The 14,053-nt window shown below is 67.6% G+C and carries 9 protein-coding genes; 7 read left to right on the top strand and 2 right to left on the bottom strand.

Features of this window, described 5'->3' with window-relative positions; translation table 11 throughout:
- Positions 1-464 precede the first annotated feature (464 nt).
- Together fahA and hmgA are read right to left on the bottom strand one after the other, a co-directional pair.
- Positions 465-1,724 carry a fumarylacetoacetase gene (gene fahA / locus FHG71_RS04175; RefSeq protein WP_139080372.1) on the bottom strand — a complete coding sequence of 420 codons (1,260 nt, stop codon included), beginning with the start codon at positions 1,722-1,724 and terminating at the stop codon, positions 465-467.
- A 111-nt stretch (positions 1,725-1,835) separates the two neighbouring features.
- Entirely contained in the window at positions 1,836-3,197 is a 1,362-nt protein-coding gene (hmgA, locus tag FHG71_RS04170; protein ID WP_139080371.1) for a homogentisate 1,2-dioxygenase, read from the bottom strand.
- Positions 3,198-3,315: 118 nt separating this feature from the next.
- Here hmgA and maiA point away from each other — a divergent pair, with 118 nt between their 5' ends.
- The 7 genes from maiA to FHG71_RS23935 all read left to right on the top strand — a co-directional run bounded on the left by maiA (position 3,316) and on the right by FHG71_RS23935 (position 14,031).
- Complete coding sequence (gene maiA, locus FHG71_RS04165; RefSeq protein WP_139080370.1) at positions 3,316-3,963, top strand: maleylacetoacetate isomerase; 648 nt, start codon at positions 3,316-3,318, stop codon at positions 3,961-3,963.
- Positions 3,964-4,011: 48 nt separating this feature from the next.
- A complete protein-coding gene (locus FHG71_RS04160) occupies positions 4,012-4,509 on the top strand; it encodes a MarR family winged helix-turn-helix transcriptional regulator (protein ID WP_139080369.1) in 498 nt (165 codons plus the stop codon).
- Between the two features lie 202 nt (positions 4,510-4,711).
- Positions 4,712-4,966: a hypothetical protein gene (locus tag FHG71_RS04155; protein ID WP_139080368.1), complete on the top strand. Its 255-nt coding sequence runs from the start codon at positions 4,712-4,714 to the stop codon at positions 4,964-4,966.
- Between the two features lie 898 nt (positions 4,967-5,864).
- On the top strand, positions 5,865-6,437 hold the full coding sequence (locus tag FHG71_RS04150) for a recombinase family protein (RefSeq protein WP_139080367.1): 573 nt from the start codon (positions 5,865-5,867) through the stop codon (positions 6,435-6,437).
- A 189-nt stretch (positions 6,438-6,626) separates the two neighbouring features.
- Positions 6,627-7,058, top strand: coding sequence for a DUF2231 domain-containing protein (locus FHG71_RS04145; RefSeq protein ID WP_139080366.1), 432 nt, complete (start codon positions 6,627-6,629; stop codon positions 7,056-7,058).
- On the top strand, positions 7,055-8,377 hold the full coding sequence (locus FHG71_RS04140; RefSeq protein WP_139080365.1) for a PQQ-dependent sugar dehydrogenase: 1,323 nt from the start codon (positions 7,055-7,057) through the stop codon (positions 8,375-8,377). Before FHG71_RS04145 ends, FHG71_RS04140 begins: the two co-directional genes overlap by 4 nt.
- Before the next feature lie 704 nt (positions 8,378-9,081).
- A complete protein-coding gene (locus FHG71_RS23935; protein WP_218014033.1) occupies positions 9,082-14,031 on the top strand; it encodes an ExeM/NucH family extracellular endonuclease in 4,950 nt (1,649 codons plus the stop codon).
- Positions 14,032-14,053: the final 22 nt, after the last annotated feature.

The raw sequence follows: 14,053 nt of genomic DNA, 5'->3' as shown, positions 1-14,053 counted from the left end.
GCCGGCCACGCCGGACCTTTTCGTCGGCAAGCGCCGCCGGTCGGATGGCGAAGGCACAGATGGGCCAGATTGTCGTTGTGGGCTTGCCCAAGCGGGTGCCTTCGGCTGGCGGGCGTTGCGCATCCAGGCGTGTGTCCACGTCGACCACTCTGCTGGTGCACGGCTGCGCCTGACCTGTGGCCCCGCGCACGCCTACGGGTAACTGGTTCGCTTCGGGCGCTTCCGTTCTGTGTCGAGGCGGAGGATTACGGGAGAGGGTTCCGCGGGTCGGACGAGTTCCGGTCAACAAGCGTCGTGAAGTCGAAGCCGGTCCCGCTCGGGCGAGGCTTTTCCTCACGGTCCGGGAGTTGGCGGAGCCGCGCCGCGCCTGGAGTTCGACCGGTTGCCCCTTGCGACTTGAAGCCGGACAGGGCTGGCGTGGGGGGCGTCGTGGCTCCCTGGAAAGGCACAAGCCTCAAGGGACCTTACCTTTCATAAGGCTGGGGCAACGCCGGGATGACCTGTCCCGTGCAGTCGCCGAAGCCGATGGTGTAGCCGTCGCCCCTGGCCTCACCTCGGAGCGTCACGGTGTCGTTGTCTTCGATGAAGCGTCGGGCGCCGCCTGCGATGGCGATCGGTTCCTTGCCGCCCCAGGACAGTTCCAGCAGGCTGCCGCGGCTATCCTTGGTCGGGCCCGAGATCGTACCTGAGCCGAGGAGGTCGCCCGTGCGCATCGCGCAGCCCGAGGTGGTGTGGTGCGCGAGCTGCTGGGCGGTGGAGTAGTACATCTCCGCATAGTTGGTGCGGCTGATGACCGTCTCCTCGCCGCCCTCGGGGATGAGGGCCACCTCAAGCGCGATGTCGTAGAGCATGGGCCCAGGCTCCTCCAGGTAGGGTAGGAGCGGCACCTCGCGCGCGGGCGTGGAGGTGCGGAAGGGCTCAAGCGCCGCCTTGGTGACGATCCAGGGCGAGATGGTGGTCGCGGTGGCCTTGGACTGGAAGGGGCCGAGCGGCTGGTACTCCCAGGCCTGGATGTCACGGGCCGACCAGTCGTTGAGCAGCACATAGCCGAAGATCATCGCGTCGGCCTCGGCCACCGTGACGTGCTGGCCGGCTTGCGAGGGCGTGCCCACCACGGCGCCAAGTTCCAGCTCGATGTCGAAGCGGGCCGAGGGCGCGAAGCGAGGCGCGGCGTCATCCGGGCCCTTCACCTGACCCCAGGGCCGACGCACGGGCGTTCCCGAGACGACCACCGACGAGGCGCGGCCGTTGTAGCCGATAGGGAGGTGCAGCCAGTTGGGCGGCAGGGCGTTCTCGGGGCCGCGGAACATGGTGCCCACGTTGGTCGCGTGATGCCGCCCGGCGTAGAAGTCGGTGTACTCCGCCACGCGGAACGGCAGGTGGAGCTGCGCCCCGGCCAAGGGCACCAGATGAGGCCCGACCGAGGCCCGCTCGGGCGCGCCCTCGGCCAGAAGCGCAGTGAGCCGCGCCCGCAGCGCGTCCCACACATCCGATCCCGCCGCCATGATGGCATTCCAGGCGGGCTCGGCCAGGAGCGGGCCACCAGGGAGACGCAGAACTCCCGCCGCCTCCAGCCCCGTGGCGTCGAGGATCATGTCCCCGATCGCCACGCCGCAGCGGGGTGTGCCCCCATGCGCGGAGAACACGCCATAGGGCAGGTTGTTGAGCGGGAACGGGCCCGCGGGATCGTTGGCGGCGTCGAGCCAGGAGCGCAGAAGGGGCAAGGATCTGTCCGGAACGGTGGAAGGGGAGCCACGGTCCGCCTGGTCAGGGGCGGGGCTGGAGCGGCGAGCGGGGATAAAGGACCAGCCCGGACCCCGCCCCCCGACTGACCATCATTTCACGCCCGGCGTGCCGTCGAACTTCTTCTCAAGGCTGTCCCAGCAGTCGAGATAGTCGTCCTGCAAGGGCGCGGACTTGGCTGCCCACTCGGTCAGATGCTGCGGAAAGCGGGTCTCGAACATGAAGGACATGGTCTCATCGAGCTTCTCGGGCTTGAGATCGGCGTTCGATGCGCGCTCGAAGGCGGTCCGGTCGGGGCCGTGGGGGAGCATGCAATTGTGCAGGGACATGCCGCCGGGGACGAAGCCCTTGGGCTTGGCGTCGTAGACGCCGTGGATGTTGCCCATCAACTCGCTCATGACGTTCTTGTGGTACCAGGGCGGGCGGAAGGTGTTCTCGGCCACCATCCAGCGCTCGCGGAACAGCACGAAATCAATGTTGGCGGTCCCCTCCTGCCCCGAGGGTGCGGTGAGCACCGTGAAGATCGACGGATCGGGGTGGTCGAAGAGCACCGCGCCCACGGGACAGTAGGTGCGCAGGTCGTACTTGCAGGGCGCGTAGTTGCCATGCCAGGCCACCACGTCGAGCGGCGAGTGCCCGATCCGCGTCTCGTGGAACTGGCCGCACCACTTGATGACCACTCGGGAGAGCGCGTCCCGGTCCTCGAAGGCCGCCACGGGCGTCTTGAAGTCGCGCCGGTTGGCCATGCAGTTGGCACCGATGGGCCCGCGGCCCGGCAGCTGGAACTTCTGCCCGTAGTTCTCGCACACGAACCCGCGGCACGGCCCGTCCAGCACCTCGACGCGGTAGACGAGGCCGCGCGGCAGGAGGGCGATCTCTTTGGGCTCAAGATCGATGATCCCGAGCTCGGTGCAGAACCGCAGCCGTCCCTCCTGCGGCACGACCAGAAGCTCGCCGTCGGCCGAGAAGAAGTACTCGTCCACCATCGAGGCGGTGACGGTGTAGATGTGGCTCGCCATGCCGGTCTGGGTGTTCACGTCGCCGGCCGTGGTGACGGTGCGCATGCTCGTGATCCAGGACATCGGCTCGCCCGCATGGGGCACCGGGTCCCATCGGTACTGGCCGAGGCTGACGATGTCAGGCAGCACGTGGGGGGCGCTTTTCCAGTGGGGCACGTCGATCCTCTGGAACCGACCCGTGTGCTTGACGGAGGGCCGGATGCGGTAGCACCAGGTCCGCTCGTTCTGGTGGGAGGGCGCCGTGAAGGCCGTGCCCGAGAGCTGCTCGCCGTAAAGGCCGTAGTTGCACTTCTGCGGGCTGTTCATGCCCTGCGGCAGCGCACCCGGCAGGGCCTCCGTCTCGAAGTCATTCCCGAAGCCGGGCATGTAGCCCTCGTGCGGGCCGCTCGTGACCGCCGCACGGATCATGCCCTCGGGCAATCGGTGAGTCGTCATGGGGTCCTCCAAGACACGGCCCGCTTCCGTCATGCCGGTTGCGCTGGATGATCGTTGCATCCGCAACTTAGTCAATCCTAGCGTCGGTCGGAGGTCCACCTTCTCACGAGCGATCGACATGCCCTCCTCCGCGCTCATCGTCCTGCACGACTATTGGCGCTCGTCCTCGGCCTACCGGGTGCGCATCGCCCTGAACCTGCTGGGCCTGCCTTACGAGCGCCGCGCTGTGGACCTGCCCCGGGGCGAGCAGACCGGCCCCGAGAACCTTGCGCGCAACCCGCAGGGACTCGTGCCCACGCTGGAGATCGACGGGCTGCGGCTCACTCAGTCGCTCGCCATCCTCGAATACCTGGACGAGACGCGGCACGCGGGCTTCCTGCCGGTCGACGCTCCTGGCCGGGCACGGGTACGGACGCTGGCGCTGGCCGTCGCGGCCGAGATCCAGCCCGTGTGCAACCTTCGCGTCGCCCACCACGCCGTTCAGGCGTCGCGGGGCGCCATTGCGCAGGAGGCCTGGATGCGCCACTTCATTGCCTTGGGCCTGCAAGGGCTCGAGGCGATGCTGGCCGACGGCTCCACGGGGCGGTTCTGCCACGGCGACCGCATCACCTTGCCCGACATCTGCCTTGTCCCACAGATCTACCATGCGGAACGTTGGGGCGTGGCCTTGGCCGATTATCCCCGGATCGCGGCCATCGGGAGCCGCCTGGCGGAGTTGCCTCCCGTCGTCGTCGCCCACCCCGACCGTATGACGCCCACGGCGTGATCGACGCGCGAGATGGCGCCCAGCCCTGAACGAGACGCGAGGACGACGATGCAGGATGAGAGCGGCCAGCCGCGGAGCTTCGACCTTGAGACCTTCCTTCCCTACCTCTTGAATCAGGCCGCCGAGGCGACGAGCCGGGACTTCCAGGCGATCTATCGCGCCGAACATGACCTGACTCGTACCCAATGGCGCATCATCGCCAATCTGGGCAAGTTCGGGGCCATGACGGCCGCCACGATCTGCCGCATCTCGCACATGGAGAAGACCAAGGTGAGCCGCGCCGTCGCGGCCCTGGAAGCGCGGGGCCTTCTCGCGCGGCGGACCGACGACGTGGACCGGCGCAGCGAGAACCTGACCCTGACCGACCGGGGCCACGAGACGTTCGCCACGCTGGGCCAACGGGCCATCCGCTTCGACCAGGACCTGCGGCGCATTCTCGGCCCCCGCAACGCCGAGAAGCTGGAAGCCATGCTGCAAGACCTGATCCGGCGATGTCAGGCAGACAGGTACGACGAGCGACCACCCGGAACAGGCGGGGGCGTCTGACCCGGGGGCGGCCTGCCGACGGTGACGTTCCCTTCCGTCCCGGCTCTGGCGGCCAGCCAGTGATCTGGTTGCGACGGCGGACTCCGGATCTCACAAAGCAGGCGGCCGCCCGGAAGATCGTCCTTCCATCCGGGGATGGTCCAGCTAGTTCCACCGGAACGACCGTTATGGCTGACCACATCTCGACCCCGAAGGAGATCCCATGACCACGCTCTTCCGCCGCCGCTACACCGTGACGCTCTACACCACCGAGCCCGGTCTCGATCTGCGGGACGAGATCGGGGAGGCTCTCATGGACATCGAGGCCGAAAGCATCATTCGCGGCATCGTCGAGAACCAGGGCGAGGAGGCGCAGGTGTCCGACGAGGAATCGGAGCGGGATCTCGATGCGGCCGAGGTGGGCTTCGCTTCCCTCAGCGAGGAGGAGTACGCAGCCCTGCAGAAGGAAGACGACTGAGCGTCAGCCTGCGCCTTTGCGGCTTCAAGTTGGACCGCCAGGCCTGGAGGAGCGACGGCTGGTCGTTCCTCTACTTGTCGAATGGCGCCATCTCGGGCCCAGGCATCGGCAGCATCGGGTCACTTGAACGATGGGCGGGCGGGTCGGCGTGCGAGCTTGGCCTGCCAAGACCGACTATCGGCAAGGCTGCCACCAAGAGTTCGTGCCAACTGGCCTGAGCGGGCCGCCTTGTTGCGGCTGCTGGCCACTTCGGTTGCCGTGATCGTGGCGCTTGGTTCGTCCGCAGGTCGTGCAGCGCCACTTTGTTGTCGACTCCGTCGAGGACACAGACCGCATCGGAAGGCATGGTGAGCCGTTACAGGTGTGCTGCCCAGCCAGCACGACCTGGGTCGCGGCCTGCCGCTTCAGAGGCTCGTTCAGGCTGGTCTCGTCCCAGGTGCTATGGGTGCATCTGAGAGGGAACGGGTCGATGACCCCAGCCTCGGGTGTCACGGGCATGCCGTCCTCGCCCGAGATGCCGATCGGGCGTTCTCGGCCCGGGAGACGTGGTTGGATCGGACGCTCTCCCACTCTTCGCCAGCCGCCCATGATCATGCAGGCAACGGATCGCGGTGCCGATTTGCGCTTCTTGGGTCTTGCTGCCGTCGCAGATGCTGTTCCGCATGTCATGCGAAAAGCGCTTATGGGTTATCCCTTCATCAACCATTCGGGCGCGACCAACTGAGGACCCGCGCTGGATCGAGACGATCAAGGGGGCCGGGGTCTGTGAGCGATCCGCAGCCTCCGTCGCAACTGTCGGGTCGACGACGAGACCTGTTGTTCGGATGGGATGGCGCTCGGCCATGTCGCAGGCTAGCCTACTCGGGTCTGGATCCCAGTCGGACGGATGAGCCTTGTGATGGCCCTCTACGGTTACGCCCGCGTGTCCTCGTCCGATCAGGACCCTTCGCTCCAGGAAGCGGAGCTCTGGCGGGCCGGCTGCCAGATCGTGCGCTCGGAAACGCGAACCGGCACCTCGCGGCAGGGCCGGGCCGAGCTCGAATTGCTCCTGCAATTCCTCAGGCCCGGCGACACCCTTGTGGTCACCCGCATCGACCGGCTGGCGCGCTCGCTCAGGGACCTGCAGGACCTCGTCCATGAGCTGAAGCAGAAGGAGGTCACGCTCAGGGCGACCGAGCAGCCCATCGACACCTCCACGGCGGCGGGCAAGGCCTTCCTCGACATGCTGGGAGTCTTTGCCGAGTTCGAGACGAACTTACGGCGCGAGCGGCAGATGGAAGGGATCGCGGCGGCCAAGGCCAAGGGCGTCTACAAGGGACGCAAGCCCAAAATCGACCCTGCCGAGGTGCGGCGGCTCCGCAACGAGGAGAAGCTCTCCCCCTCCGCCATCGCCCGGCAGCTCGGGATCGCCAGGTCGTCGGTGTATCGGTCCCTCTCGGATCCGGGCAGCAAAGGACCCACCAGCGCGTGATGTCAGGTCCGCTCGGACCTCCCGTCCCTGCCAGAGCCGGCGCGGGCATTGGGACAACGGATGCTGGCGGGAGCTTGGCCGCAGATCCAGGCGGCTTGCGGAACCTCTGGACCACGGGCGCATTCCCCCATCGACCGTCTCGCTGAACCTAGGGGCGCGCGGCAGGATGCGAGCCTGAGAGGAGACACCGTGGTTGCAACCTTCGCTCCAGGTCCCCTGCGACCGCTCCATCCCCTACACTCCATCCTTCTCGCCTTCCCGGTCACCTTGTTCCTGAGCGCGCTGGTCAGCGACATCGCCTATTGGCGGACCTTCGAGATCCAGTGGGCCAACTTCGCGGCCTGGCTCAACGCCGGTGGACTGCTCGGCGGCGGCTTCGCGCTGCTCTGGGCGATGGTCAACCTTCTGCGCGGCCGCGCGCACCGCAACGGGCGCGCGGTTCTCTATGCCCTCGTGCTGCTCGCAACCTGGGTGGTCGGTTTCATCAACGCGCTGGTCCACGCCAAGGACGCCTGGGCCACGATGCCCGAGGGCCTCTATCTGTCGGTGGCGGCAACGGCGCTGGCGCTCGCGGCGGCCTGGATAGGCTACTCCGGGCTCCGAGTCAGGGAGATCGGATGATGCGCTCGCTCCTGCTGACCGGGCTTCTGGCCGCCCTGCCCCCGGGCGCCATGGCTCAGTCCTCGCTTTACGGCTCCGACCCGGCCCTGCCCGAGCCGAGCCGCGGCCTGTTGCCGTCCATGGCCGTCCCGAGGCCGGCGCTGTGGGGCGACGATCTTCCCACGGTGCCCGAAGGATACACGGTCACGCCCATCGCCACGGACCTCATGATCCCGCGCCAGATGCTCGTCCTGCCCAACGGGGACATTCTGGTCGCGGAAGGGTCCGGCGGGGGCGCGCCCGCGCTTCGTCCCAAGGACATCGTCGCGGGCTTCATCAAGAGCCTGGGCAAGAGCCCGGTCGAAGGAGGCGATCGGCTGACGCTGCTGCGCGACGCGGATGGCGACGGCGCCTACGAACTCCAGACGGTCTTTGCGGACGGACTCAACGCCCCTTACGGCCTGGCGCTGGTGGACGGGGCGATCTACGTCGCCAACCAGGACGCGGTGGTCCGCTTCGCCTATGAGGACGGGCAAACCGAAGCGAGCGGGGAGCCTGTCACGCTCACGGAGCTGCCGTCGGAGATCAACCATCACTGGACCAAGGCGATGACCGCCAGCGCCGACGGCCGCTTCCTCTACGTCGGCATCGGGTCCAACAGCAACATCACCGAACGGGGCATCGACGCCGAGGAAAACCGGGCCATGATCTGGCAGATCGACGTGGCAACCGGAGCTCACAGGCCCTTTGCCACCGGCTTGCGCAATCCCACCGCCCTCGCCATCCAGCCCGGGACGGGCGACCTTTGGGCTGTCGTCAACGAGCGGGACGAGATCGGCCCCGACCTCGTCCCGGATTACCTGACCACGGTGCAAGAGGGCGGCTTCTATGGGTGGCCCTACAGCTACTGGGGCCAGAACGTGGACCCGCGCGCGCAACCGCAGGACCCCGAGATGGTCGCCTCGGCCCTTGAGCCGGACTATGCCCTGGGGGCGCATGTGGCAGCACTCGGCGTCGCCTTCTCGAACCAGGCCATGGGTGAGGACTTCGCCGAAGGTGTCTTCGTCGGCGAGCACGGCAGCTGGAACCGCAGCGATCCGGTCGGCTACAAGGTGGTCTTCGTTCCGTTCCGCGACGGCGAGCCCGCCGGCGATCCGATCGACGTGGTGACCGGCTTCCTTCTGGACGAGGGCAACACGCGGGGACGGCCTGTGGGCGTGACGGTGGACCCGCGCGGCGCCCTGATCGTGGCTGACGACCTGTCGAACACGATCTGGAGGGTCGCGCCGACCGCGCAGCAGACGGCCTCCGCGTCGGCCGAAGGTCCGTCCGGACCCTGAGATGAGGCTCGTGGGCATCGCAGGTGAGGCACCCTGCCCGTCCGGCGGTCGACCGCCACCTGTTTCGGGACGGTCGCGTTGGCCGGATGCGGATCGCGGGTCACGACATCGACGGCGGGCGCGGATCTGCCTCCATCGACGGAGCGCGCCTTTGGCCCCGAACTCGTGACGGATGACCGAACTCATGACCCATCTGGCCATGTGCGTTGGAGCCCGTTCGCAGGACACGCAACAGCGCCGATCCGCAGGAGAGCGCAGGCGATGATGGCGCGTCGGTCGGTCGATCCGGCCGCGGAGGCACCAGATTCCTCAGCGGTCAACGCTGCAGGTATGCACGGACAATTTTGATAGCCGAACCGCAAGGGCCGTCCAATGAGGCAGCAGGCGGGTGGAAGATCAGGCGCGTCCCGCAGCCTGCGGCCCGGCCCACCGGACGACGGGGAAGCTCACATCGATCTCCCGCGGCGAGGCGATGACGCCTCCCGAGGCGTCAGCCTCGTCGCGGGTCAGGTGATCTGCATCCGGACCTCTGACGACCTCCCGGCGCTGTCCTGCCCCATCCAGAGGCACGAACCCTACGCATCTCCGAGCCGCCACACTGGATGACTTGATGAGCGACGTGGCGTCAGAACGCCTCTTTGTTGCGATACTGTCAACAATCGAGAGTACTGGCACCAAGAACCTGCTCTCTAGAAAGGTGCAGCATGAACAGACCCGTCACCGCCGGACCACTCCTGCGTGGCCTGCCGTCCTTCAGCGAAGTTCCCGTCGCCAGCGATACCCAGGCAACAGACCGCCTGCAGGAAGGCTCCTCCGGTGGAAGCGAAGCATCCATCATCGGCACGGCGGCGATCGCTACGGCACCGGCCCTGGTGATCAACGAGGTGCTGGGCTCCACGACCGGGGACGATGCCGAGTACATCGAATTGCGGGGAACCCCGGGCCAGTCTCTCGCGGGCCTCAGCCTCATCGTCGTAGAAAGCGATGCCATCACCGATAACGGCTCGATTGACAGGCGCTTCGACTTGACCGCTGAGCATGTGGTGGGCGAGAACGGCTATTTCCTGCTGGGCAACAGCCTCGTGAGCAACGTCTATGGCGTCACGCCCAATGCGGTGCTGTCGTCCAACTTCGTCGAGAACTCCAGCTACACGCTCGCGCTGGTCGAGACTCCCACGATCACTGGCACCAGAGTCACGGGCTCGGAGGTCGTGCTCGACTCGGTGGGCGTGTCGGACGGCGAGGGAGCGGCCTCCTTTGCCTTCGGGGCGCCCGTGGTCGGGCCGGACGGCACCTTGCTGCCCGCAGGGGTCGGCCGGGTCGCCGATGGCGTGGATACCGATCAAGCCTCGGACTTCCGCCTCCTTGACTTCAACAACGACCGGGGGGTGAACACCCCAACTGCTGGCGGTGCCATTGGCGGCGAAGTCGTCTACCGCGACGTCAGGATCCACGAGGTCCAGGGCTCGACCGATCTCGCCGACAGCACGCTGGTGGGCGTCGCCGGCGCGGCCGATGCGAGCCCGCTGAACGGGGAGGCCGTGCGTATCCAGGGCATCGTCACCCAACTCCTGCCGGGGCTCGGCGGCTTCTACGTCCAGGAAGAGGACGCGGATGCGGACGCGCAGGCCAGCACCTCCGAGGGCGTATTCGTCGCCTCCTCGCAGGCGGTCGCGGTCGGCGACCTCGTGACCGTCGAGGGCCGGGTGCGCGAGGATGCGGGCGAGACCGAGATCCTGGCTGACGCGGCCACCATCGTCTCCAGCGGCAATCCCCTGCCCGAGGCGGTGACGATCAGCTTTCCCACCGCGACCGTGCTGCAGGACGCGGACGGCGACTACGTCGCCAACCTCGAAGCCTACGAGGGCATGCGCGTCACCGTGCCGGAGGAGCTGACGGTGAGCGAGCTGTTCCAGCTCGACCGCTTCGGCACCATCCGCCTGACCTCCGAGGGTCGGATCGAGACCTACACCCAGACCAACGCGCCCAGCGTCGAAGGCTACCAGCAGTTTCTGAAGGAGGTGGCGTCGCGCTCGCTCGTGGTCGATGACGGGTCCATCGCGCAGAACCCGTCCCCGATCCAAGTGCCGTTCCTCGGCGCCGATGGCATCCTGTCGGCGGGCGACGTGTTCCGCATGGGCGACGGCTACACCGGCCTCACGGGCGTGATCGGCTTTTCTGCGGATCCCACGGGCAGCGAGGAGCCGGAGTACCGCATCCACCAGCCGACCGACGGCACGCTCGTCCAGAACAATCCGCGCCCCGAGGCGCCGGCCGAACTGGGCGGCACCCTGCGCGTCGCGTCCTTCAACGTGCTGAACTACTTCACTACGATTACAGGCGACACCGGGCCGGACGGCACGCAGAACCCGCGCGGGGCGAACAGCTCCGAAGAGTTCGCGCGACAAGAGGCCAAGCTGGTCGCCGCCATCCAGGCGATGAACGCCGACGTGATCGGTCTCACGGAGATCGAGAACGATCCAGCGGGCTCGGTGTCGCTGATGGCCCTGACACAGGCCCTGAATGCGGCCGGCGGCACCTACTCCTATGTCGAGGCCGGTGCGATCGAGGGCGCCACGGGCGGGACGCTCGGAGGCGACGCCATCAAGGTGGGCTTCCTCTACAACACGGAAACGGTGTCGCTGCAGGGCGACTTCGCCCTTCTCGACGAGACGGTCGATCCGCGCTTCCAGACCGAAGGGGTCCAGCGACCGTCAATCGCGCAGACCTTCACCGAGACTGCCACCGGCGAAAGCTTCACCGCGGTCATCAACCACCTCAAGTCCAAGGGCTCGGCCGTCGATGGCGACGTGGATATCGGCGATGGGCAGGGCGCCAGCTCGAACGTGCGGGAGGCTGCGGCCGAGGCGCTGGTCGACTGGCTGGCGACCGATCCGACAGGCACCGGCGAGACGGACGTCCTGATCCTGGGCGACCTAAACTCCTATCGGAGGGAAGACCCGATCACCGCGATCCGCGAAGGCGCGGACGATACGCTGGGCACCGCGGACGACTTCACCGACCTGGGCGAGGTCTACGACCCCGAGAGCCCCAGCTACGTCTTCGACGGCCTGACGGGCACTCTCGACTACGCGCTGGCCAACGAGAGCCTTGCCGCGCAGGTGACGGGCGCCGCCTACTGGAACGCCAACGCCGACGAAGCCGACGCGCTGGACTACAACCTCGACTTCGGACGCGATCCGTCGCTCTACACCAGTGATCCCTATCGCGCCTCGGACCACGATCCGATCGTCGTGGGCCTCGACCTCGGCCTGAATGTGCCTGAGCCAGAGACCTATACGCTGGAGTTGCTCCACCTGTCCGACCAGGAGGGTACGGGGTCCTCGGTGCTCTATGCGCCGAACGCCTCGGCGGTGCTGAACGCGCTTGAGGCGCAGGATCTCGGCGATGACGGCATCGCGGACAACACCCTCCGCCTGTCCTCGGGCGACGCCTTCATCCCCGGCGTGTTCTTCGACGCCTCTCAGGCGGTGTTCGGATCGGGAGGCATCGCGGACATCCAGATCCAGAACGAGCTGGGCTTCGAGGCCATCGCCCTAGGCAACCACGAGTTCGACAAGGGCACTGCCACGCTGGCCGACCTGATCAGCGGCGCGGCGCCAGGCGACTTTGGCGCCCTGACGGGCACGACCCTGGACGGGCAGGACTTTGGCGGCACACTCTTCCCCTACCTGTCCACAAATCTCGACTTCTCGACCGACCCGGACCTCGCGCCTCTCGAGATCGAGGGGGGCCAAGCGCCGGTCGGCAACGTGGTTACATCCTCGACCGTTCTCGAGGAAGGCGGCGAACTGATCGGCGTCGTCGGAGCGACCACTCCGACCCTGGCCCGACTGTCCAGCACAGGCGGCGTCGGAGTTTTCCCGCCCTGGGCGGGCACCCAGCCCACGGCGGCCGAGCTCGACGCGCTGGCCGCGGTGATCCAGGAAGAGGTCGACGTCCTCCTCGCCGCCAATCCGGCGATGAACAAGGTGATCCTCCTCGCGCACATGCAGCAGATCGACATCGAGTTCGCGTTGGCCGAGCGGCTGTCGAACGTCGATGTCATCGTGGCGGGCGGCTCCAACACGCGGCTCCTGGACGAGACTGACGTGCTGATCGACGGCGACAGCGCGCAGGGCCAGTATCCGCGGTTCCTCACCAACGCCGACGGCGGGGTGACGGCGGTCGTCAACACCGACGGCAACTACAAGTATGTGGGCCGTCTGGTGGTCGACTTTGACGAGGAGGGCCGGGTCGTCGCCGACAGCTACGACCCGGAGGTCTCGGGCGCCTACGCCACCGACGCCGCAGGGGTGGCGCGGCTCGGGGCCGAGGAGCTGGTCGATCCCGAGGTGCAGGCCATTGCGGACGCCATCGAGGAGCAGATCGTTGCGACCCAGAGTAACGTCTTCGGGCGCGCGGACGTGTTCCTCAACGGCAACCGCTCGGGGGTGGAGACCGCGACCGACCCCGACGGCGTGAGGACGCAAGAGACCAACCTAGGCAACCTCACCTCGGATGCCAACCTTGCCTATGCGCGCCAGGTCGACGATACGGTGTTGGTCTCGATCAAGAACGGGGGCGGCATCCGCGCCTCGATCGGCGAGACGGTGGTGCCGGCGGGCGGCGACAGCTTCGTGCGCCAGCCCAACGGCGCGATCCTCGACAGCGCGGGGAACCTCGTGAAGCCTGAGGGCGGCATCAGCCAAGCGGACATCGCCGCCGCGCTCGCCTTCAACAACAGTCTCACGCTCGTCACCATCAGCCGTGCCGACTTGGTTGCCATTCTGGAGCATGCGGCGTCCGGGCTGCCGGCCGCGGCCGGCGCTTTCCCCCAGATCTCGGGGCTCCAGTTCAGCTTCGACGCCACGCAGCCGGCGGGCTCGCGCATCGTCAACGCCGCCATCACCGACGGCGAAGGCAACGATCTCGACGTGCTGGTGCGTGACAGCGAGATCGTGGGCGACGCAGGCGCCGGCGTGCGGATCGTCACGCTCGGCTTCCTCGCGGATGGGGGCGACGGTTATCCCTTCCCCGAAGGGGGCGGGGCCGATCGGGTGGATCTGGTGGACCTCGACGGCAACGGCTCGCCCGACGGGACCCGCGACGGCGTGGCGACCTTCGCCGACAACGGCACCGAGCAGGACGCCTTCGCCGAGTACCTCGCGGCCAATCACGCGACCGACGAGACGGCCTATGCCGAGGCGGACACCGGACGCGTGGACGACGAGCGCATCCAGAACCTCGCCTTCCGCGAGGATACGGTCCTCGACGAGCCCGAGTTCGAGTTCATTCTGGGCACGAATGGCCGCGACCGGCTGGAAGGCACCACGGGCGCCGACCTGATCGCCACCCTGGCGGGCAAGTTCGACACCGCACGGGGCAATGCCGGAGCCGATGTGTTCCTGTTCGGGGCCGAGGCGCTGGATGGCCTTCGCGAGCGCGACACGATCCTCGACTACGAGGTGGGCGTCGATGCCATCGCGCTGGGTGAAGGCGTGTCGGTGGCCTCGGTCCGGCAGGCCGGCCGCAACGTGATCGTCTACCTCGACGACCCCGAGGGCGCCGACGACGCGATCTATGTCCGCGGCGACAACGTGACTGCCAACGCGATCACCTTCATCGAAGACTTCCCCCTGGTGGGCGCATAAGCGCCCCCCTTCCCTGCCCTTG

It is taken from the genome of Rubellimicrobium roseum (assembly GCF_006152145.1).
In the GTDB taxonomy this organism is placed as follows: domain Bacteria; phylum Pseudomonadota; class Alphaproteobacteria; order Rhodobacterales; family Rhodobacteraceae; genus Rubellimicrobium; species Rubellimicrobium roseum.
This window is presented reverse-complemented; position numbering and strand designations above follow the sequence as displayed.

Coding starts and splice junctions, on each gene's coding strand:
- hmgA (WP_139080371.1), bottom strand. CDS start 3,197: ATGACGACTCACCGATTGCCCGAGGGCATGATCCGTGCGGCGGTCACG.
- maiA (WP_139080370.1), top strand. CDS start 3,316: ATGCCCTCCTCCGCGCTCATCGTCCTGCACGACTATTGGCGCTCGTCC.
- FHG71_RS04160 (WP_139080369.1), top strand. CDS start 4,012: ATGCAGGATGAGAGCGGCCAGCCGCGGAGCTTCGACCTTGAGACCTTC.
- FHG71_RS04155 (WP_139080368.1), top strand. CDS start 4,712: ATGACCACGCTCTTCCGCCGCCGCTACACCGTGACGCTCTACACCACC.
- FHG71_RS04150 (WP_139080367.1), top strand. CDS start 5,865: ATGGCCCTCTACGGTTACGCCCGCGTGTCCTCGTCCGATCAGGACCCT.
- FHG71_RS04140 (WP_139080365.1), top strand. CDS start 7,055: ATGATGCGCTCGCTCCTGCTGACCGGGCTTCTGGCCGCCCTGCCCCCG.
- FHG71_RS23935 (WP_218014033.1), top strand. CDS start 9,082: ATGAACAGACCCGTCACCGCCGGACCACTCCTGCGTGGCCTGCCGTCC.